The 18,604-nt window shown below is 66.4% G+C and carries 24 protein-coding genes; 14 read left to right on the forward strand and 10 right to left on the reverse strand.

Annotated features, from left to right (window positions below):
- Positions 1-18: 18 nt before the first annotated feature.
- Entirely contained in the window at positions 19-1,524 is a 1,506-nt protein-coding gene (locus ACFSC3_RS14675; RefSeq protein WP_380941176.1) for a serine hydrolase domain-containing protein, read from the reverse strand.
- Positions 1,525-1,613: 89 nt separating this feature from the next.
- On the opposite strand from ACFSC3_RS14675, the gene ACFSC3_RS14680 reads away from it, so the two are divergent.
- Entirely contained in the window at positions 1,614-2,519 is a 906-nt protein-coding gene (locus ACFSC3_RS14680; RefSeq protein ID WP_380941177.1) for an NAD(P)/FAD-dependent oxidoreductase, read from the forward strand.
- Between the two features lie 37 nt (positions 2,520-2,556).
- A complete protein-coding gene (locus ACFSC3_RS14685) occupies positions 2,557-3,030 on the forward strand; it encodes a hypothetical protein (RefSeq protein WP_380941178.1) in 474 nt (157 codons plus the stop codon).
- Positions 3,031-3,231: 201 nt separating this feature from the next.
- Here ACFSC3_RS14685 and ACFSC3_RS14690 read toward each other — a convergent pair whose 3' ends face one another.
- The 4 genes from ACFSC3_RS14690 to ffh form a co-directional block, all read right to left on the reverse strand.
- Positions 3,232-3,951 (reverse strand): metallophosphoesterase family protein, encoded by a 720-nt coding sequence (locus ACFSC3_RS14690; RefSeq protein WP_380941179.1) that lies wholly within the window; start codon positions 3,949-3,951, stop codon positions 3,232-3,234.
- Positions 3,948-4,520, reverse strand: coding sequence for a ribosome maturation factor RimM (gene rimM, locus ACFSC3_RS14695; RefSeq protein ID WP_380941180.1), 573 nt, complete (start codon positions 4,518-4,520; stop codon positions 3,948-3,950). Before rimM ends, ACFSC3_RS14690 begins: the two co-directional genes overlap by 4 nt.
- A 193-nt stretch (positions 4,521-4,713) precedes the next feature.
- Entirely contained in the window at positions 4,714-5,145 is a 432-nt protein-coding gene (gene rpsP / locus ACFSC3_RS14700) for a 30S ribosomal protein S16 (RefSeq protein WP_380941181.1), read from the reverse strand.
- A 32-nt stretch (positions 5,146-5,177) separates the two neighbouring features.
- A complete protein-coding gene (gene ffh, locus ACFSC3_RS14705) occupies positions 5,178-6,677 on the reverse strand; it encodes a signal recognition particle protein (RefSeq protein ID WP_380941182.1) in 1,500 nt (499 codons plus the stop codon).
- A gap of 252 nt (positions 6,678-6,929) precedes the next feature.
- Between ffh and ACFSC3_RS14710 the strand changes: the two genes are divergently transcribed.
- On the forward strand, positions 6,930-8,558 hold the full coding sequence (locus tag ACFSC3_RS14710; protein ID WP_380941183.1) for a putative bifunctional diguanylate cyclase/phosphodiesterase: 1,629 nt from the start codon (positions 6,930-6,932) through the stop codon (positions 8,556-8,558).
- On the opposite strand, the gene ACFSC3_RS14715 is transcribed toward ACFSC3_RS14710, so the two are convergent.
- Positions 8,533-9,105 carry a DUF924 family protein gene (locus tag ACFSC3_RS14715; protein ID WP_380941184.1) on the reverse strand — a complete coding sequence of 191 codons (573 nt, stop codon included), beginning with the start codon at positions 9,103-9,105 and terminating at the stop codon, positions 8,533-8,535. The two genes, ACFSC3_RS14710 and ACFSC3_RS14715, sit on opposite strands and share 26 nt — an antisense overlap.
- Positions 9,106-9,375: 270 nt before the next feature.
- On the opposite strand from ACFSC3_RS14715, the gene ACFSC3_RS14720 reads away from it, so the two are divergent.
- From ACFSC3_RS14720 to ACFSC3_RS14730, 3 genes are all read left to right on the forward strand, one after another.
- Positions 9,376-10,653 (forward strand): MiaB/RimO family radical SAM methylthiotransferase, encoded by a 1,278-nt coding sequence (locus tag ACFSC3_RS14720; RefSeq protein WP_380941185.1) that lies wholly within the window; start codon positions 9,376-9,378, stop codon positions 10,651-10,653.
- The gene (ftsY, locus tag ACFSC3_RS14725; RefSeq protein WP_380941186.1) at positions 10,650-11,582 is read left to right on the forward strand and encodes a signal recognition particle-docking protein FtsY; all 933 of its coding nucleotides are present in this window, start codon (positions 10,650-10,652) and stop codon (positions 11,580-11,582) included. Before ACFSC3_RS14720 ends, ftsY begins: the two co-directional genes overlap by 4 nt.
- Positions 11,583-11,724: 142 nt before the next feature.
- Positions 11,725-12,345 (forward strand): inner membrane-spanning protein YciB, encoded by a 621-nt coding sequence (locus tag ACFSC3_RS14730; protein WP_380941187.1) that lies wholly within the window; start codon positions 11,725-11,727, stop codon positions 12,343-12,345.
- 129 nt (positions 12,346-12,474) lie between these two features.
- Here ACFSC3_RS14730 and ACFSC3_RS14735 read toward each other — a convergent pair whose 3' ends face one another.
- Both ACFSC3_RS14735 and pspF read right to left on the reverse strand, forming a co-directional pair.
- Complete coding sequence (locus tag ACFSC3_RS14735) at positions 12,475-13,086, reverse strand: superoxide dismutase (protein WP_380941188.1); 612 nt, start codon at positions 13,084-13,086, stop codon at positions 12,475-12,477.
- An 84-nt stretch (positions 13,087-13,170) separates the two neighbouring features.
- Complete coding sequence (gene pspF, locus ACFSC3_RS14740; RefSeq protein ID WP_380941475.1) at positions 13,171-14,199, reverse strand: phage shock protein operon transcriptional activator; 1,029 nt, start codon at positions 14,197-14,199, stop codon at positions 13,171-13,173.
- 227 nt (positions 14,200-14,426) lie between these two features.
- Here pspF and pspA point away from each other — a divergent pair, with 227 nt between their 5' ends.
- The 8 genes from pspA (at position 14,427) to ACFSC3_RS14780 (ending at position 17,588) form a co-directional block, all read left to right on the forward strand.
- Positions 14,427-15,092, forward strand: a complete 666-nt coding sequence (pspA, locus tag ACFSC3_RS14745; RefSeq protein ID WP_380941189.1) for a phage shock protein PspA — start codon at positions 14,427-14,429, stop codon at positions 15,090-15,092.
- Between the two features lie 4 nt (positions 15,093-15,096).
- The gene (gene pspB, locus ACFSC3_RS14750) at positions 15,097-15,390 is read left to right on the forward strand and encodes an envelope stress response membrane protein PspB (RefSeq protein WP_380941190.1); all 294 of its coding nucleotides are present in this window, start codon (positions 15,097-15,099) and stop codon (positions 15,388-15,390) included.
- 3 nt (positions 15,391-15,393) lie between these two features.
- The gene (pspC, locus tag ACFSC3_RS14755) at positions 15,394-15,768 is read left to right on the forward strand and encodes an envelope stress response membrane protein PspC (protein WP_380941191.1); all 375 of its coding nucleotides are present in this window, start codon (positions 15,394-15,396) and stop codon (positions 15,766-15,768) included.
- 27 nt (positions 15,769-15,795) lie between these two features.
- Positions 15,796-16,089: a hypothetical protein gene (locus tag ACFSC3_RS14760; RefSeq protein WP_380941476.1), complete on the forward strand. Its 294-nt coding sequence runs from the start codon at positions 15,796-15,798 to the stop codon at positions 16,087-16,089.
- A 17-nt stretch (positions 16,090-16,106) separates the two neighbouring features.
- The gene (locus ACFSC3_RS14765) at positions 16,107-16,391 is read left to right on the forward strand and encodes a hypothetical protein (protein WP_380941192.1); all 285 of its coding nucleotides are present in this window, start codon (positions 16,107-16,109) and stop codon (positions 16,389-16,391) included.
- 222 nt (positions 16,392-16,613) lie between these two features.
- On the forward strand, positions 16,614-16,886 hold the full coding sequence (locus tag ACFSC3_RS14770; RefSeq protein ID WP_380941193.1) for a hypothetical protein: 273 nt from the start codon (positions 16,614-16,616) through the stop codon (positions 16,884-16,886).
- Positions 16,887-16,915: 29 nt separating this feature from the next.
- Complete coding sequence (locus tag ACFSC3_RS14775; protein WP_380941477.1) at positions 16,916-17,158, forward strand: hypothetical protein; 243 nt, start codon at positions 16,916-16,918, stop codon at positions 17,156-17,158.
- 25 nt (positions 17,159-17,183) lie between these two features.
- A complete protein-coding gene (locus ACFSC3_RS14780; RefSeq protein WP_380941194.1) occupies positions 17,184-17,588 on the forward strand; it encodes a SufE family protein in 405 nt (134 codons plus the stop codon).
- A gap of 133 nt (positions 17,589-17,721) precedes the next feature.
- Here the strand turns inward: ACFSC3_RS14780 and ACFSC3_RS14785 are convergent, their stop codons facing one another.
- The gene (locus ACFSC3_RS14785; RefSeq protein WP_380941195.1) at positions 17,722-18,021 is read right to left on the reverse strand and encodes a (2Fe-2S) ferredoxin domain-containing protein; all 300 of its coding nucleotides are present in this window, start codon (positions 18,019-18,021) and stop codon (positions 17,722-17,724) included.
- Positions 18,018-18,554 carry a J domain-containing protein gene (locus ACFSC3_RS14790; protein ID WP_380941196.1) on the reverse strand — a complete coding sequence of 179 codons (537 nt, stop codon included), beginning with the start codon at positions 18,552-18,554 and terminating at the stop codon, positions 18,018-18,020. Before ACFSC3_RS14790 ends, ACFSC3_RS14785 begins: the two co-directional genes overlap by 4 nt.
- Between the last annotated feature and the right edge of the window lie 50 nt (positions 18,555-18,604).

Below are 18,604 nucleotides of genomic sequence, written 5' to 3' on the forward strand. Positions count from 1 at the left end.
ATACGCGATGTATATACGTCAATCCCGCACCACCCGGAAGTCGATGACCTGTAGGCTCAACGCCGGCGTCGGGGCGCGCTGGACGCGGCCGGCGATGTGGCCGCGCTCGCAATGCCAGGTGAAGGTGCCCTCCATCGCGGAGATCGGTCGGATCGCCTCTGCCATCGTGCACGTGCCGACCTGCGCCTTGGCGTCAGCGATCTCGCGGGCGCGGCGGGCGGCGTCGCGGTCGAGCAGGACGTTGTTCGCCAGCGGCGCGACGGTCGCATCTCCTGCGGTCCACGCCGTCTTCGCCGCGGCATAGGCCGCCGCCAATCCTTCCGACACCGGCACCGTCCGCGGCGTGGCCAATCCGGCGTCGCGCAGGGCCATCAGCGTCTTCCACATCGGCAACGCACCGCCGGTGTAGGTTCGGGCGGAGAAGACGAACACGCCCACACCTGCGTCCGGCAGCAGTGCGACATTCGAGCCATAGCCCGGATAGCCCCCGCTGTGCGTCACCACGCGTCCCATGTCGCAGTCGTCGATCACGCGCCAGCCCATCCCATAGGCGCTCGCCTGCCGGCATGGCGCGCCGAGCGCAGCATTTCGCATCTGGCCGCTGACGAAGTTCGCGCCCTCGACGATCTCACGCACCGTCGACCGCTTCACCGGCCCCGTGTCGGCGCCGTCACGCGCGGGCCAGCCCGACAGAAGAAACGCCACCCAGCGCCAATAGTCGTTGGCGGTCGTCTCGACCCCGCCCATCGCCCCGAAAGCGCCATCGGCCATGTCGGGTTCGCGGACATAGCCGCCGTCCTGCCAGCGATAGCCGATCGCGCGGGCATCCTTCGGCGAGGCGAAGATGTCATAGCCGGTCGAGGTCATGCCCAGCGGCGCCATAATCTCCCGGCGGATATAGTCCTGATACCGCACGCCCGACACGTTGGAGACGATGCGCCCCAGCGTGGCATAGCCCAGGTTCGAATATTCGAACGCCGATCCCGGCGCGGTCGCGAAGGGTACGCCGTCCTTCAACATCCTGGTGAATTGCGGCTCGGTCAGCACCTGCTGGCGGTCGCCCCAGGGATTGTCCTCGACATAGCCGGCAATGTGGTGGAGCAGGTCGCGGACGGTGATCTTGGGACTGTCGCTGGTCGGATAGGTCCACCCGCGCATCTCCGGCACGTACTGCTCGGCCGGCGCGTCGAGCGACAGCTTGCCGGCATCGCGCAGCTTCAGGATGGCGAGCGCAGTGAAGGCCTTCGACATCGACGCGATCCGGAAGCGGCTGTCGGCGGTGACGGGGCGGTTGCTTTCCTGATCCTGCGTGCCGATCGTGCCGACATGGACGAGACGACCGTCCTTGACGATGCCGTACGCCGCACCGGGAACATGCGCCTCACGCGCCCAGTCGGCAAAGATCGCGTCGATCTTCGGCGCGATGCCGGCGACGTCTGCCGCGGGCACGGTCGCCGGTGTGGTTTGGGCAAGGACGGGACTTGAGACACCCGCCAACGCCAATGCGATCGCCATATGCTTCATCTGTCGTCTCCCCCGTTTGTGCGGAGGGATACGAAGCAATCATGTAATCGCCAAGCGGAACCGACGACCGCTTCGTCGCTTGGGCTCGCGTGGACGACTGCATCATCATCGGCGCCGGTCCGGCCGGCCTGACGGCGGCGATCTATCTCGCGCGCTTTCACCTTTCGATCCGGCTGTTCGACTGCGGGTCGAGCCGCGCCGCGCTCATCCCGCGGACGCACAACCACGCCGGCTATCCGGACGGGATCGAAGGCCCCGACCTGCTTCTTCGCATGCTCCGCCAGGCCGAACGCTACGGCGCGGTGCGCGAGGGTGTGGAGGTGACGCGGATCGAGCCGATCGGACGCGACTTCCGCGTCCATGCCGGCGACCATACCTTCGACGCCCGCACGATCCTGCTCGCGACCGGCGTCGTCAACAACCGCCCGGACATGCCGCGCGACGCGCACGACGCGGCGCTCGCGGCGGGGCTGATCCGCTATTGCCCGATCTGCGACGGCTATGAAGTGACCGACAAGCGCGTCGGCGTCATCGGCACCGGCGACCACGGCATGCGCGAGGCGCTGTTTCTACGCGGCTATACCAGGGAAGTTACACTGATCGCGCATGACGGTGCACACGACTTGCCCGACGTGTGCCGTCGCGAACTGGCCGACGCCGGTGTCGAGTGGGTCGATGGCCCCTGCACGCCGCTGCACGCGGACGGCGCCGAGATGGTCGTGCAGACGGCCGAGGGCGAACGCCGGTTCGACAGCGTCTACCCGGCGCTCGGCTCGGTCATCCGATCGAAACTGGCGGTCGAGGCGGGCGCGCAAGCCAGCGACGACGGCTGTCTGGAGGTCGACGACCACCAGCGCACCTCCCTCCCCGGCCTGTTCGCTGCCGGGGACGTGGTGAAGGGCCTGGACCAGATTAGCAACGCGATGGGTCAGGCCGGTGTGGCCGCGACGACGATTCGCAACGAGCTTTCGGAGCGTATGCCGCTGCGCCGCTGACGGTTGCGGGTGGCCATTGATGTGATACCATCACATCATGCTCGACTGGCGCGGTCTCGTCGGAACGTCCCTGATCCACGGCGCCGTGATCGTCGGCTGGCCCGCACTTGATATCTCGCCAACAACGATGTGCCTGTGCTGGACACCGTCAATCGACGTCGTGGAAATCTACGAGTTTCCGAAGGTCCGCCACGTGCAATTGTTCACGAACGTCGATCCGCCAACGGGCATCGTCGAGCCCGTCTATTCCAACCGGACGGCCTGTAGCTCGCCACCCGATCGCGCCCCGATCCTGGTGTCGCGCCCCGACATCCCGCAGCATTTGCGCACGGCGGCGTCGATCGCCTTCTGCGCCTCGGTGACGACGGACGGGACGGTTTCCGCCCTGAAGCTGCTCCAGTCGGGCGGCAGACCGGCACGCGAGATCGCGGAGGTCCGCCGCCTCCTGCGTCAGACGCGGTTCGCCCCCAGCGACGAACCGACGCGCATCGAGATCGCAGTCACCAGCTAGCGCCCGTAATCCGGCTCACCCGTTACCGTTCGTGCTGAGCGAAGTCGAAGCACAGGAGTGCCATGCCCTTCGACTTCGCTCAGGGCGAACGGTTGGCGTTCCCGAGTGCGATCCAATCGGCCTGCACGCCGCGCCGCTTTCACCGGATCACAAGCCGGTTCAGCCTGGCTGGATACGCTCTGGGCTGGGAGGTATGCTTCGTCAGGTGTTCGGGATTTTGCCCGTCTCCAGCCAGCTTGCCCACTGATCGAACCCACCGTCCCGCGCGCGCCGTGCAGCGGCGCGATGGTCATAGTCGACCGCGTGGAACGTCAGTCTCCCGTCATCGAGGATCGCGTAGCGCGCCCACGGATCACCGTTCGAGACGGCGTAGGGGTAAAGTCGATCGTCAGTATAGGCCGGCAATCCCACGCTGCCCGGATTCGCGATACGCCGTCCGTCCCGCAGCCTACGCTCGGCCGCGACATGCGAATGGCCACAGAGGGTCAGCGTCGCGGCGCCATCCAGCCTCTCGGGGATTTCTGCATCGGTCGCGGCGCGAAAGCCCACCGTATCGACCGAGAACAGCAGATGCTCGATGTCGCTTCTCGCGCTGCCGTGACACAGCCAGGCGTCATTGATCGCCAGCGTCGCGGGCAGACTTTCGACCCAGCGCCGGTGCCGACCGGACAGGCGCGCGGCGGCGAAGGCATCGCTTGCCCCCAGTCGCGTGCCGAACAACTGCCGCTCGTGATTGCCCGCGATCGTCGGCCAATCGAGGGAGATCAGGCGGTCGGCGGTCTCGGCCGGCCAGAGCGGACCGGAGAGGCTGTCACCGAGATTGAAGAATGCGTCGCAGCCTTGCGCGGTCGCGTCGGCGATGACGGCTTCGAGTGCCGGCAGATTGCCGTGGATGTCGGACAGGACCGCGGTGCGGATCAATCCGCCCAGCCATCGGCGACGGTCAACGTGGTCGCGTCCCAGCGGGGTACCGCGGCTTCGGTCATCGGGATCATGAAGCGCTTGCCGTCCGGGCGCTCGATTTCGATCACGTCGCCGGCACCGAAATTGTCGATCGCGACGACGGTGCCGATCGCGGCTCCATCCTCCGCGACGGCGGCCAGGCCAAGCAGGTCGGCATGATAATATTCGTCTTCGCCCAGCGGCGGCAGGCTGTCGCGCGGCACGGTGAGTTCGGTGCCGCGCATCTTTTCCGCCGCGGTCCGATCGGTCACTTCCGCGAAGCGCGCGATGGCGCCTTGCGGGGTCATCTTGAGTGACTTGACCGTCAGCGTGCCGCCATTGAAGCTTTTGTGCGCACCAAGGTCTTCCGCGAAGACCTTCAGCCGGACCTCGCCGGAAATGCCATGCGCACCGATCACGGCCGCCAGCGTGACAGTACGCTCACCTGGCGCGGTCGGCGCTGCCGTCGTCGCCGGGGGGCGCGTCGTCGGCGCCTTCGGCTGGGTCGGTTGCTGAGCGCCCTTCTTCGGTGGCGTCGTCCTGGTCATCGGTGTCCGGTTCGGTCGGAGGAGGCGTGGCGGTCATGGTAGTTGCTCCGGCTGTTGCAGCAGGAACAACGCATAACGACCGCCATCGGGTCACGAGAAAGCAGTCATTCCCGCGCTGGCGGGAATCCATCTCCCGCGGCCGCCATGAAGACGGTGCGGGAGATGGGTTCCCGCCTGCGCGGGGACGACGGCATTACGCGTCCGACTGTGCTTCCTCGGCGGCCGACTCGGCAGCGGACTCTTCCGCGGCCGGAGCAGCAGCGGCGGCGGCAGCGGCTTCTTCGGCGGCCTTCTGCTTCTCAGCACGCTCTTCGGCGCGCTCGGTGGCCTTCTCGCCCGGCTTCGCCTTGTTCGGGTTGTTGCGCGCGGCGCGCTCACGAACGCCGGCGGCGTCGAGGAAGCGGGCGACGCGGTCGGTCGGCTGCGCACCGACGCTCAGCCAGTGCTTGGCGCGATCGCCGTCGAGCACGATGCGCTTCTCGTCGTCCTTGGCGAGCAGCGGGTTGTAGGTGCCGATCTTCTCGATGAACTTGCCGTCACGCGACGCGCGCGAATCGGCAACGACGATGCGGTAATAGGGACGCTTCTTGCTGCCGCCACGCGACAGGCGAATGCTAACTGCCATTATCTTCTTCCTTCTCTAAACGCTCAATTAAATTACTTTTTCTTGATCAGATTTTCGAAGCCCGGCGGCAGCTTCATGCCATCGGGTCCGCCAAGTCCCGGCAGGCCCGGCATCCCGCCGCCCTGCTGGTCGAGCTTGCCCATCATGTCGCCCATCTGGGCGCCGCCGATGGCGTTGCCGATGCCGCCAAGGCCGCCCTTGCCCAGCATCGCCATCATGCCCTTCAGCCCGCCCATCTTCTTGATGCGCTTCATGGCCGTCGACATTTCGAGGTGCATCTTCAGCAGCTTGTTGACGTCCTGAACGGTCGTCCCGCTGCCCTTGGCGACGCGGATCTTGCGCTTGGCGTTGATCAGTTCGGGCTTGGCGCGCTCCTTGGGCGTCATCGACCCGATCATCGCGTCCATGCGCAGCAGGATCTTCTCGTCGACCGCGCCGGAGGCCATTGCGGCCTGCGCCTTCTTCATGCCCGGGATCATGCCAGCCAATGCACCCAGACCACCCATGCGGCGCATCTGGGCAAGCTGCGCACGCAGGTCGTTCATGTCGAACTGACCCTTGGCGAGCTTTGCGGCCATCCGCTCGGCATCTTCGGCCTCGATCGACTGCGCGGCCTTTTCGACGAGCGACACGACGTCGCCCATGCCCAGGATGCGGCCGGCGACGCGGCCGGGGTGGAACGGCTCGATCGCGTCGAGCTTCTCGCCCATGCCGGCGAACTTGATCGGCTTGCCGGTGACGGCGCGCATCGAGAGCGCCGCACCGCCGCGGGCATCGCCGTCCATGCGGGTCAGGATGACGCCGGTCAGCGGCACCTGCTCGCTGAAGTTCTTGGCGACGTTGACCGCGTCCTGGCCGGTGAGCGCGTCGACGACGAGCAAGATTTCGTTCGGCGTCGCGATGTCGGCGACCGCCTTCATCTCGTCCATCAACGCCTGGTCGACGTGCAGGCGGCCTGCGGTGTCGAGCATCAGCACGTCGAAGCCCTGGAGCTTCGCGGCCTGGAGTGCGCGACGCGCGATGTCGACCGGCTGCTGGCCCGCAACGATCGGCAGCGTCGCGACTTCGGTCTGGGTGCCGAGCACCGCGAGCTGTTCCTGCGCGGCCGGGCGGTTGACGTCGAGCGACGCCATCATGACCTTCTTGCGCTCGCGGCCCTTCAGCAGCTTGGCGAGCTTCGCGGTCGTCGTCGTCTTGCCCGAGCCCTGGAGGCCCACGAGCATGATGACCGCCGGCGGGGTCACGTCGATGTCGAGCCCGACATTGTCGCTGCCCAGCATCTCGACCAGCGCGTCGTTGACGATCTTGACGACCTGCTGCCCCGGCGTGACCGAGCGCAGGACGTTCTGGCCGACCGCCTGTTCGGTCACCTTGTCGACAAATTCGCGCGCGACGGGCAGCGCGACGTCGGCTTCGAGCAGCGCGACGCGGACTTCGCGCATCGCACCGCGCACGTCGGCCTCGGTCAGCGCACCGCGGCCGCGCAGGCGGTCGAACACTCCGCCAAGGCGGTCGCTCAGGCTGTCGAACATCGCGCGCACTCCAAAATTGCCCTTGCGCCCGAAGCCACGTAACGCGAAAAACGCCGGCGGACGAAACCTCGTCGGCCGGCGTCGCCGTCCCGTCATGCAGGATCGGCGGCAGATGCGTCACGCACCCCTGGAAAAAGGGAACGATCGACGCGCCCTCTAGCGAGGCTGGCCATCAAACGCAAGGCCGGTGCGCCTTAACCGCATCTACACCCTGCATCGCTACCCCTCCGCCGACCAATCCGGGGAAGGCGAATGGACAGCGTGCGTACGGATATCAGCGATCAGCGCCTGAGCGCCTCTCGCGCCGAACTGGTGACCGGCGCCATCAGCGTTGCGGCGATCCTGATGTTCGTCGGGATCGGCAGCTCGGTATTGTCGACGACGCTGGATCGCTACGTCAACAACGCGCCCGATCCGGTCGATCAACCACTGGTCGTCGCGCTGATCCTGAACGTCGCGCTCATCCTGCTCGGCTGGCGGCGTCACCGCTCGCTGCGACAGGAGGTCGTCGATCGGGCCGCGGCAGAGGAACGCGCGCAGATGCTCGCGGCGCGCGATCCGCTGACCGGCTTCCTCAACCGCCGCAGCGTCGCGGAGGAAGGCGCCATCGCGCTCACCCGGGCCGTCCAGCGTGGCAAGGCGATGGCTGTCCTCATGGTCGACCTCGACCATTTCAAGTCGGTCAACGACATGCACGGTCACTCGGTCGGCGACGCGCTGTTACGCGTCGTCGCGGCCGAGATGGAGCGGTTGCTGCCGTCCGGCGCCCTCGTCGCGCGGCTGGGCGGCGACGAATTCGCCTGCGGCTTCCTGTTCGACGCCGGCCATCCCGACGTCGTCGTCCGCATCGCCGAAAAGCTGGTCAGCCGCATGGCGCAGCCGTTCGACGCGGACGGCATCCGTTGCCATATCTCCGCCTCGCTGGGCATCGCGCGATCGGATACCGACGGCGCGACCATCGAGCCGCTGCTCCGCGCCGCGGACATCGCGATGTACGCCGCCAAGAAGTCCGGCAAGAACCGGTTCGCCTGGTTCGATGCGGAGATGGAGCGGGAGCTTCAGACCCGCAACGAACTGGAAAGCGGGCTGCGCCTCGCCATTCCCCGGCAGGAGATCGTGCCCTATTTCGAACAGCAGGTCGATCTGGGCACCCGCCGCCTGACCGGGTTCGAAGTGCTGGCGCGTTGGGACCATCCGACGCGGGGCCTGATCAGCCCGGACGCGTTCATCGGAATCGCCGAGGAAACCGGCATGATCGCCGACCTGTCGCTGTCGATCCTGCGCCAGGCCTTCGCCGCCGCGCGGGACTGGGACCCGGACCTGATCATCTCGGTCAACATCTCGCCGTGGCAGTTGCGCGACGCGTGGCTCGCACAGAAGATCATCAAGGTGCTGACCGAAACGGGCTTCCCCGCCCGGCGCTGCGAGATCGAGATCACCGAAACCGCGCTGTTCGACAATCTTGCGCTCGCGCAGTCCACCGTCGCGAGTCTCAAGAACCAGGGCGTCCGGTTGGCGCTCGACGACTTCGGGACCGGCTATTCCTCGCTCGCCCATCTGCGCGCGCTGCCCTTCGACCGGATCAAGATCGACAAGAGCTTCGTCACCTCGCTCACCGAAAGCGCCGACTCTGCCGCGATCGTAGGTGCGATCGCGCGGCTGGGCGACAGCCTGAACCTGCCGGTCACCGCCGAGGGCGTCGAGGATGGGGAGATCGAGGAACGGCTGATCGCGCTCGGCATCGCCAAGGGGCAGGGCTGGCATTACGGCAAGCCGCTGTCGATCGCCGGCGCCCGCCGCCTGCTCGCCGAGCGCGGCATGCTGGTCGGCCGCACGCCCGATCCGTTGGCCGAGGTTACCAGCCGGCGCCTGGCTGGCTGAGGTAATCTAGCTCTTCTTCGGTCGAACCGCGCCCCAGCGCCTCGTTGCGACCGGGGAAGCGGCCGAAACGTTCGAACACCTCCGCATGGTCGCGCGCGAACTTCGCGTTTTTTTCCAATCCCAATGCTTCAAACTTCGCGACGCTCAGAGCCTGGGCTTGCGATTGTTCGGCATGCATCAGCGGCATGAGCAGGAACACCGCGCGCTCGGGCGGCAACACCGCGTCCCATCCCTTGTCGAGCGCGTCATGCGTGAGCGACAGCGCCAGCGGATCGGCCTCGAACGCCTTGGCCTGGCCGCGGTAGAGGTTGCGACTGAACTGGTCGAGCAGGATGATCGCGGCCAATATCGTCTCCGGCTCCGCGCGCCAGCCGAGCGCGTCGCTGTCGAGCACATCCTGACGCATCTGAGCGAAATTGTCGGCTATGGCGCGGTCGAGCACCGGGTCCTTGGCGAACTGCTGTTCCTCGGTCAGCGAAAACCAGAAGTCATTGACCTTCTGCGCCGCGTCATAGATTTCGCCGGTGCCCGGCCCGAGGGCCATCATCGGTCTATCACAATGGCCATGATTGGCTCCACCTGTTCGTCCGGCGAGAAGCGTGTTGCAGCACGTAGCGCTGCTACGTGCAAGACGCGCGACGCCGCCGGCGGGCAAGTGGAGCCAACCGCGGGGCGGCGGGCGTATTTTCGCGCAGGGCGGCGTCGCTCGTCGGTCACGATGCAATTGCATCGCTCTCTCCTCGCTTCTAGCCCTGCGCGAAAATACGCTCCGTCATGGCCGTTGTGATAGGCCGATGATGGCCCTAGATGACCCGTCATGCTCGCTCCCTTGGCGCCCGAGGTGATTACGCTCGGCTGCAGGCTCAACATCGCCGAAAGCGAAACGATCCGGGGGTATCTCGGTGACCGTGACGTCGTGGTGGTGAACAGCTGTGCGGTGACGAACGACGCGGTGAAGGCCACCCGCGCTGCGATCCGTCGCGCCCGCCGCCGGCGGCCGGGCGCGGAGATCGTCGTGACCGGCTGCGCGGCGACGATCGACCCCGCCGGGTTCGCGGGCATGGCGGAGGTCGACCGGGTGGTCGGCAATCTCGACAAGCTGGCGCCATCGCACTGGGGCGCTCCGGCCCTTCCCGCACCTGTCCGGTTCGAGGGTCACGCCCGCGCCCTCGTCGAAGTCCAGAACGGCTGCGACCACCGCTGCACTTTCTGCGCGATCCCCTTCGGCCGCGGGCCGAGCCGATCTGTCCCGGCCGGCGCCGTGGTCGAGCGGATCGCGGGCCTGGTCGCGGCGGGGCATAACGAGGTCGTTCTGACCGGCGTCGACCTGACCAGCTACGGTCACGACCTGCCCGGCGCGCCGACGCTCGGTCACCTCGTCGAGCGCATCCTGAAGCTTGTGCCGACCCTGCCCCGGCTCCGCCTGTCGTCGCTGGACGGGATCGAGATCGACGATCGCCTGTTCGACCTGCTGACAGGCGAGCCGCGCGTGATGCCGCATGTGCACCTGTCGTTTCAGGCCGGTGACGACCTGATCCTCAAACGCATGAAGCGGCGTCACAGCCGTGCGCAAAGCGTCGCGCTGGTCGAGGGGCTGAAGGCGAAGCGGCCGGAGATCGCGATCGGCGCCGACATCATCGCCGGCTTTCCGACCGAGGATGAGACGATGTTCGCCAATAGCGTCGCGCTGATCGCAGATTGCGACATCGTCCACGCGCACGTGTTTCCCTACTCTCCGCGATCCGGCACGCCGGCCGCCCGGATGCCGCAGGTCGCGCCGGTTGTGGTGAAGGACCGCGCGGCGCGGCTGCGGGCCGAGGCAGAGGCGCACCGGGCGAGGTGGCTCGCGTCGCTCGTGGGGACGGAGCAGCGCGTGCTGGTCGAAGCTCCCGGCGATCGGGGCCATGCCGAGAATTTCGCAAGCATCACCCTTTCCCTGCCGTTCGGGCTGAGCCTGTCGAAGCCCTGTCCTTCTTCGATCCCGCAGGATGAAGAGCAGGACAGCCCTTCGACAAGCTCAGCCCGAACGGGTGATTTGGTTATCGCCAGCATTACTCACATCGCCGACGGCCAATTGATCGGACAGATTTCATGAGCACCACCCCATCCTGGTCGCAGCGCCTGCTCGGCGGCTTCAAGCGGACCTCTGACCGGCTGACGGGCAACCTCGCCGGGCTCGGCGCGGCGCGGCTCGACGATGCGACGCTCGACGATATCGAGGAGGCGCTGATCGCCTCCGACCTCGGCCCGGCGACCTCCGCACGCGTCCGCCAGCGGCTCTCCGACGGGCAGTATGAGCGCAACATGGAGGAGCTCGGCATCCGCGTCGTCGTCGCCGAGGAGATCGCCAAGGCGCTCGCCCCCGTTGCCAAGCCGCTGGAGATCGAGGCCTTTCCGCGCCCGCAGGTCATTCTGGTCATCGGCGTCAACGGCAGCGGCAAGACGACGACGATCGCCAAGCTCGCCAACCTGTTCCTGGAGCAGGATTACGGCGTGATGCTGGCGGCCGGCGATACGTTCCGCGCCGCCGCGATCGGCCAGCTTCGCACCTGGGCGGAGCGGATCGGCGTACCCATCGTCAGCGGCGCCGAGGGCGGCGACGCGGCCGGCATCGTTTACGAAGCGGTCAAGCAGGCGACCGCGACCGGCATCGACGTGCTGATCGTCGACACCGCCGGCCGGTTGCAGAACAAACGCGAGTTGATGGACGAACTCGCGAAGATTCGCCGCGTCCTCGGCCGACTGAACGTGGAATCCCCGCACGACGTGGTCCTCGTGCTCGACGCGACGACGGGTCAGAATGCGCTGAGCCAGATCGAGGTCTTCAAGGAAGTGGCCGGCGTCACCGGCCTGGTCATGACCAAGCTCGACGGCACCGCGCGCGGCGGCGTGCTGGTCGCGGCGGCGGAGAAATACGGCCTGCCGATCCACGCCATCGGGGTCGGCGAAAAGATCGACGACCTGCGGCCGTTCGACCCGACCGAGGTCGGGCGAATGATCGCCGGGGTGGACGAATTGCTCTGATCGGTACCCGTTGCGGGCCTGACAGGCCGTTATTTCCGTTCGTGCTGAGCTTGTCGAAGCACCGTTCTGCGATACACACGCCAGTCGCTCGCGGCACGAAGTACGGTGCTTCGACAAGCTCAGCACGAACGGAAATTTGCGAATGGCTGCCGACAAAGCCCCCTCCCCCCTCCTACGCCTAGGCATCGACGCGGGTCCATTGGTCGTGTTCTTCGCGGTCAATCAACTCGCGCCCGGCCCGCAGATCGCCAAGGCACTGACCGCGACCGTCGCCTTCATGGTCGCGATCGCCGCGGCGATGATCGTGTCGCGGCTAAAGCTCGGGCGCATCTCGCCGATGCTGTGGTTCTCGGGCGGGCTGGTGCTCGTGTTCGGGGCGCTGACGCTCTATTTTCACGACACGACCTTCATCAAGGTCAAGCCGACGATCGTCTATGCGATGCTCGCCGGCATCCTGGCGTTCGGCGTCGCGACCGGGCGACCGATGTTGAAGCTGATGCTGGAGAGCGCTTATCCGGGCCTGACCGAGGCGGGGTGGCGCAAGCTGACGATCAGCTGGGCGGTATTCTTCGCGGTCATGGCAGTGGCGAACGAGATCGCATGGCGGATGCTGGCACCCGGCGACGACCTGACCCGCTGGGCCGCGTTCAAGCTATGGGTGGTGATGCCCGCGACGTTTGTGTTCGCGTTGGCGAACATTCCGATGCTGCTGAAGAACGGGCTGACGGTCGACGGCGATACGCCGGTGCCGCCTGAGGGATGACAAAACAAGCCCTCTCCCCTTCCGGGGAGAGGGTTGGGAGAGGGGCCTGTCCGCGAGAACCGGTCTCGGTGAGACACCTTCCCCTCTCCCCATCCCTCTCCCCTGACGGGGAGAGGGCGTGAGACTCACTTACTTCTTCGCCGCGTCATACCGCTCGTTGGCGACGTCCCAGTCGACCACGTTCCACCACGCCTTCAGATAATCCGGCCGCACGTTGCGGTACGAGATGTAATAGGCGTGCTCCCACACGTCGTTGCCCAGGATCGGCGTGCCCTTCGTCTCCGCGACGTCCATTAGCGGATTGTCCTGGTTCGGCGTCGAGGTGATCGCCAGCTCGCCGTCCTCGCCGACGATCAGCCACACCCAGCCCGATCCGAACTGCCCGACGCCGGCCGCGTTGAACTTTTCCTTCATCGCGTCGACCGAACCCCATTTGGCCTCGATCGCGTCCTTGAGCGCGCCGGTCGGCTGCGATCCGCCGCCCTTCATCGACTTCCAGAAGAAGTCGTGGTTCCAATAGCCGCCACCGTTGTTGCGCAGGCCCGCGGGCTTGCCGCTCAGGCTCGACATGATCTGCTCGATCGACTGGCCCTGCAGCGATGCATCACCGTCGACGAACTCGTTCAGTTTATCGGTATAGGCCTTGTGGTGCTTGTCGTGGTGGAGCGTCATCGTCTCCTTGTCGATCGTCGGCTCCAGCGCGTCATAGGCGTAAGGGAGCGGCGGAAGTTCGAAGGCCATGATCGTCTCCAGTTTGGAATGTCGTCGCAGCAACGCGCGGGCGCCGTTGAGGGTCCGCGGTCGTTACGGCGGCGATATGGGAGGTTAGCCGGCCCCGAGCAACCCGTGTCGACGCAAAGCATGCCGCAACTGGTCATAGCTCAGGCCGAGTGCGGCGGCGGCCTGGCGCTGGTTGTAGCGATGCTCGGCCAGGCACTTCGTCAGCAACTCGCGCTCGAACCGGGCGACGCGCGCCTTGAAGTCGGACGGACCTTCCTCGCATGCCACCACGGGTTCTTCGATCGGCACGTTCGAGCCGGAACGCGGCGGCTCCGACGGCTTGCCTCGCGCCGCTCCGGGACGATGCGGTGAGGCAAAGGGATCGATCTCGATCTCGTCGATCGGCCCCGGCCGGTCCCAGCGATAGACCGCCCGTTCGACGACGTTGCGCAACTCGCGGACATTCCCCGGCCAACTGTAATCGGTCAGCGCATCGGTTGCGTGGACGCCGAAGCCGGGAAAGCGATCGCGGCCGATCTCCGAAGACATGCGCCGCCCGAAGAAGTCGGCGAGCACCAATATGTCGCCCGACCGCGCGCGCAGCGGCGGCAGGGTTATGACCTCGAAGCTCAGCCGGTCGAGCAAGTCGGCGCGGAACGTCCCCTTCTCGACCCGCTCGGGCAGATGCTCGTTGGTCGCCGCCACGATCCGTACGTCGACACGCATCGGCCGTGACGCACCGATCCGCGTGACCTCGCCATATTCGACCGCGCGCAGCAGCCGCTCCTGCGCCGCCATGCTCAGCGTGCCCAGCTCGTCGAGGAACAATGTGCCGCCGTCCGCTTCCTCGAACCGCCCCGCGCGGGCCTTGGTCGCGCCGGTGAAGGCGCCCGCCTCATGCCCGAACAGTTCGGCCTCGATCAGCGTCTCGGGCAGCGCGGCACAGTTCATGACGACCAGTGGCTGGTCCCAGCGCGGGCTCAGGCGATGAAGACGCTCGGCAACCAGTTCCTTGCCGGTCCCGCGCTCGCCGATCACCAGCACCGGCCGATCGAGCGCCGCGGCGCGGCTGGCGCGCTCCAGCGAGTCGAGAAATGCGCTCGATTGTCCTACGACCTGGGTTGTGCGCTGGATAGCCATTGCCTCTGCATGGCGTAAATCGCCAACTGTTAGCAAGCAGCTAAATCGGATCGATACCGGCAGGGTCGAAAAACGACGCAAATCCGGGGTTTTTGGATTTGGCACGCCCCCTGCAATGCTATGAGCAACCGTCCGGTTCAGGCCCCTGGGCCGGGCGAGCCGGGGTGGGATCCCTCGCCCCACCCCGGCAAGACATATGTGAGTGAGTGTAGGAGTTTTCGATGGGTATCTTCTCCCGGACCCGCGACATCATCGCCGCCAACGTGACCGACCTGCTCGACAAGGCGGAAGACCCCGCGAAGATGGTCCGCATGATCATCTCCGAGATGGAGGACACGCTGGTCGAGGTCCGCGCCTCGGCCGCCCGCACGATCGCCGACCAGAAGGAAATGCGCCGCCACATCATGAAGCTCGAAGGGCTTCAGGCGAGCTGGACCGAAAAGGCCGAGCTGGCGCTGTCGAAGGACCGCGAGGATCTTGCCAAGGCGGCTCTGCTGGAGCGCCAGAAGGCTGCCGACATGTGCGATCAGCTGAACGCCGAGATTTCGGTGCTCGACGACGCGCTGCGCGCCTACGAAGTCGATATCGCGAAGCTCCAGAAGAAGTTGAGCGAGGCCCGCGCCCGCCAGAACTCGGTCGAGACGCGGCTGGAAAGCGCCAACAACCGCTTCCGCCTGCGCGACATGTATGCGGGTCCGAAGACTGCGGAAGCCTTCTCGCGCTTCGACATACTGGAGCGTCGCGTGGACGAAGCCGAAGGGCGCGCGGATGCCGCCGGCCTGGGCGCGGTCCGCACGCTGGAGGACGAATTCGCCGACCTGCGCTCCAGCGACAAGGTGGACGCCGAGCTCGCCGCGCTCAAGGCGCGCCTGAACAAGGAGGGCTGAGGCGATGGAGGAGATTTTCGTACCGCTGATCGCGATCACCTGCATCTTCATCGGCCTGCCCTGGCTGATCTTCCATTACGTGACGAAGTGGAAGCAGGCGCCGCGGATTACCGACGAAGACGAACAGTTGCTCGATGAGCTCTATCACTTCGCCCGCCGTCTTGAGGACCGAGTGCAGACGGTCGAACGCATCGTCGCTGCCGACAATCCCGATTTCCGCCACCTCTCGGCCCCGACGTCCGATGCGACGACCAGCCCGAGCCCGATCAAAGACTATGATTTTTCGCGGAGGAACTGAGACATGGCTGCCCGCACGAAATTCTACACCGACAAGCCCAACGGCAAGTGGATGGGCGTCTGCGCCGGCATCTCGGACTATACCGGGATCGACGTGACCCTGGTTCGGGTCGGGATGGTCCTGCTGACCGTCGTCAGCAACGGGATCGTCATCGTCGGCTACATCGCCGCCGGCGTGCTGGCGCCGAAGAAGCCCTACGACCTCTACGAGACGCCGGATCAGGAGAAGTTCTGGCAGGGCGTCCGGTCGAACCCCAAGCGCTCGACCGCCGAGGTCCGCAGCAAGTTCCGCGAGCTCGACCGTCGCCTGGCCGACATCGAGACCCACTACACCAGCCGCAACACGCGCCTGGCCGAAGAGATCGAGGCACTGCGCTAAGCGCAGGCCTCGAGCGGGAGACATATGATGGAATGGGGTAAACCTCTCTTCGTCATCATGATCGTGGCGATCTGCATGGGCAGCTGGCTGATCAACAACTGGATCCGCGCCCGACACGGTTATGAGCCGACCGATGAGTGGGGCGCTACCGGGGAAGGCAAGAAGGCGCTCGCCGACACACGGAAGATCGAGCTGCTGACGAACGAGAACGCCACGCTTCAGGGCAAGGTCAGCCGGCTGGAGGAGCGGATCGCGGTGCTAGAACGCATCGCCACCGACCCCGCCGAGCGGACAGCCCGCGAAATCGACGCCCTGCGCTGAACGAAGGACCTACGACGATGAACGGCTTCACCATCTTCATGATCTGCTTCGTGGTGATCGGCCTGCCGGTCATCCTCGGGATCGGCAGCGAAATGTTCAAGCGCTGGCTGACCCACAAGGAAAAGATGGCCGAAGCGCTCAATGCCCAGACCGCGGAGAAGGCGGCGCAATATGCCGCCCACACCGAACGGCTGGAACAGCGAGTGCGGGTGCTGGAGCGGATCGTGACCGACAGCGGCATGGGCGTCTCGGAAGAGATCGAGCGGCTGCGCGATGAGCGGACGAACCCGCCGCTGAACTGACTTTCGAGGGGTGCGGGCGGGATTTTCCGCCCGGCCAAACTCAACCAGGGACACACGACAATGTTGGTATTTTGCATCGTCATGGCGGCGGTGGCCGGAGTCGGCTGCTATCTGACCGAGCGGGTCGACCGCCCCCGCCGCCGCGAGGCCCGCGAAGCGGCGCTCCACCCGGCCGAATAAGCCCACTACAGCAAAACAACGATAAAAGAGGGAGTTACAAGCATGTCCGGTGGTCAATTCATGGTGGTGATGATCGTCGCGATCGTGATGTTCGCCAACATCGTCAAGGCGAAGATGGGCATCCGTCGTCGCGACGTCCGCGGCGAGTTCGACATGATGGGCGATGCTTCGACCGCGGCGGAGAACCACCGCCTGAAGAGCGAGATCGCCGACCTGCGCGACCGCATCCAGGTGCTGGAACGCGTGGTCACCGACAACGAAGGCAGCCTGCGGCTCGATCGTGAGATCGAGAAGCTGCGCGGCCCCCGCAACTGACATTCAAGCCTGACAGGAAGTATGGCATGATGACCGACCCCAATTCCTACCTGACGATCGCCACCGCCGGCCTCGCCGGCCTGGGCATGGTGACGATGGCGACCCTGACCGGCTGGCGCGGCTGGCTGGCGCTGAAGGCACAGGAGCTGAACGCCCGTCGCGAGCTGGACGAGGCGCCCAGCGTCCCCAGCGCCGGCGCCCGCATCGAGATCGCGGACCTCAAGGAACGCATCCGCAAGCTGGAAGCGATCGCCGCCGGGGTGGACCTCTGAGCCACCCCCGGCGTAGGGGCGAGGGATGACCACCCTTGCCGACCTGACCGACGAATATGGCTTCCTCGACGCCGACGATCGTTACCGCCTGCTGATCGACCTCGGCCGCGACCTGGAGCCGATGCCCGAGGCCTTGAAGACAGACGCGACGCTTGTGCGCGGCTGTTCGGCCTCGGTATGGGTCTATCCCACCGTCCGGGACGACGGGCGGCTGCACTTCCTGGCCGACAGCAACGCCGCGATCACCAAGGGGATCATCGCGCTGGTGTTGCTGACGGTCCAGGACCAGACACCGGCAGCGATCCTCGCGACGGATATCGAAGGCGCGCTGGCGCCGTTCGACTTGCGGAACCAGCTCAGTTCGAACCGGACCCAGGGCATCCCTAACATGATCGCGCTGATCCGCGAGACGGCGCTGCGGTACGCGTAGCGCCCGCCCGCCCGTCGCCCCCCGTTCGTGCTGAGCCTGTCGAAGCACTGCCCTTTTCGTCGTGCGACGGGCCTTGAGGCACGAAGAAGGACAGCCCTTCGACAAGCTCAGGGCGAACGGACGTGAGAGGCAGTCATTGGGCCTCGCCCAACCCCAGCTCGGCCGCGACCCGATCGACCTCGGTCCCTTCCGGCACGACCAGCCACCCGCCAGCCCGTCCGACGACGACCGCGCGTTTGGGGCAGACCCCGAGGCACTTCGTCTCGACGATCCCGATCGCAGCCTTGCGTCCCTTCGCGAGTCCCAGCCGTTTGCGCAGCGCCTTCGCCAGCGACAACCGGCCACGATCGCCAAAGCCTCCACTCAGCTTCTTCGAACATTTCCCGCAAATGACGACCGCGTCTTCCCACCCCGACGGCAGGTGGCGGATCACGCGGGCTTCCACTGCCGGCGTTCCTCGGCGGTCCGCAGCACTTCATAGGCCGCCTGGATCGCCTGGAACCGCGTCGCTGCCTCCGCGTCGCCCGGCTTCACATCGGGATGGCTCGCCTTCGCCAGCCGCCGCCATGCGACACGCACCGCCTCGAAATCGGCGTCCGGTTCCAGCTCCAGCACATCGAGCGCACGCATTTCGTCGCGCGACCGCGTGCCGTCGCCCGGCCCCGCCCAGCTGTTATGCTTCGATTGCGAGAAACCGCCGGCATCGCGCCGCTCATCTGCCTCGCGCGCGGCGGCTTCCTCCGCCGAGAGGCCGGCGAAATAATCCCAGCCCTTGTTGTATTCCGCCGCGTGGGTCTGACAGAAATACCAGCGTTCGGGGCTGTTGGGTGCCTTGGGCGCGGGGCATTTGCCCGGTTCCTCGCATCCATGGCGGTCGCACAGGCGCACGGTCGTCGCCTCGCGCGACGAGCCATAGCCGCCCCAGCGAGGGAAACCCCAGTTATCGGAACGTGTCGGCCGCGCCATCGGCCCCGACATAGGGCCGATGCCGGGCGACGCAAGTCAGGACGCTTGGC

The sequence above is a fragment of the Sphingomonas floccifaciens genome (genome assembly GCF_042681125.1).
Taxonomy (GTDB): Bacteria; Pseudomonadota; Alphaproteobacteria; order Sphingomonadales; family Sphingomonadaceae; genus Sphingomonas; species Sphingomonas floccifaciens.

What these genes read in the sequence shown, in the direction of transcription:
- ACFSC3_RS14675 (WP_380941176.1), bottom strand. Translation starts at nt 1,524, where the DNA reads ATGAAGCATATGGCGATCGCATTGGCGTTGGCGGGTGTCTCAAGTCCC.
- ACFSC3_RS14685 (WP_380941178.1), top strand. Translation starts at nt 2,557, where the DNA reads ATGCTCGACTGGCGCGGTCTCGTCGGAACGTCCCTGATCCACGGCGCC.
- rimM (WP_380941180.1), bottom strand. Translation starts at nt 4,520, where the DNA reads ATGACCAGGACGACGCCACCGAAGAAGGGCGCTCAGCAACCGACCCAG.
- rpsP (WP_380941181.1), bottom strand. Translation starts at nt 5,145, where the DNA reads ATGGCAGTTAGCATTCGCCTGTCGCGTGGCGGCAGCAAGAAGCGTCCC.
- ffh (WP_380941182.1), bottom strand. Translation starts at nt 6,677, where the DNA reads ATGTTCGACAGCCTGAGCGACCGCCTTGGCGGAGTGTTCGACCGCCTG.
- ACFSC3_RS14710 (WP_380941183.1), top strand. Translation starts at nt 6,930, where the DNA reads ATGGACAGCGTGCGTACGGATATCAGCGATCAGCGCCTGAGCGCCTCT.
- ACFSC3_RS14715 (WP_380941184.1), bottom strand. Translation starts at nt 9,105, where the DNA reads ATGATGGCCCTCGGGCCGGGCACCGGCGAAATCTATGACGCGGCGCAG.
- ACFSC3_RS14720 (WP_380941185.1), top strand. Translation starts at nt 9,376, where the DNA reads ATGCTCGCTCCCTTGGCGCCCGAGGTGATTACGCTCGGCTGCAGGCTC.
- ftsY (WP_380941186.1), top strand. Translation starts at nt 10,650, where the DNA reads ATGAGCACCACCCCATCCTGGTCGCAGCGCCTGCTCGGCGGCTTCAAG.
- ACFSC3_RS14730 (WP_380941187.1), top strand. Translation starts at nt 11,725, where the DNA reads ATGGCTGCCGACAAAGCCCCCTCCCCCCTCCTACGCCTAGGCATCGAC.
- ACFSC3_RS14735 (WP_380941188.1), bottom strand. Translation starts at nt 13,086, where the DNA reads ATGGCCTTCGAACTTCCGCCGCTCCCTTACGCCTATGACGCGCTGGAG.
- pspA (WP_380941189.1), top strand. Translation starts at nt 14,427, where the DNA reads ATGGGTATCTTCTCCCGGACCCGCGACATCATCGCCGCCAACGTGACC.
- pspB (WP_380941190.1), top strand. Translation starts at nt 15,097, where the DNA reads ATGGAGGAGATTTTCGTACCGCTGATCGCGATCACCTGCATCTTCATC.
- pspC (WP_380941191.1), top strand. Translation starts at nt 15,394, where the DNA reads ATGGCTGCCCGCACGAAATTCTACACCGACAAGCCCAACGGCAAGTGG.
- ACFSC3_RS14760 (WP_380941476.1), top strand. Translation starts at nt 15,796, where the DNA reads ATGGAATGGGGTAAACCTCTCTTCGTCATCATGATCGTGGCGATCTGC.
- ACFSC3_RS14765 (WP_380941192.1), top strand. Translation starts at nt 16,107, where the DNA reads ATGAACGGCTTCACCATCTTCATGATCTGCTTCGTGGTGATCGGCCTG.
- ACFSC3_RS14770 (WP_380941193.1), top strand. Translation starts at nt 16,614, where the DNA reads ATGTCCGGTGGTCAATTCATGGTGGTGATGATCGTCGCGATCGTGATG.
- ACFSC3_RS14775 (WP_380941477.1), top strand. Translation starts at nt 16,916, where the DNA reads ATGACCGACCCCAATTCCTACCTGACGATCGCCACCGCCGGCCTCGCC.
- ACFSC3_RS14780 (WP_380941194.1), top strand. Translation starts at nt 17,184, where the DNA reads ATGACCACCCTTGCCGACCTGACCGACGAATATGGCTTCCTCGACGCC.
- ACFSC3_RS14790 (WP_380941196.1), bottom strand. Translation starts at nt 18,554, where the DNA reads ATGGCGCGGCCGACACGTTCCGATAACTGGGGTTTCCCTCGCTGGGGC.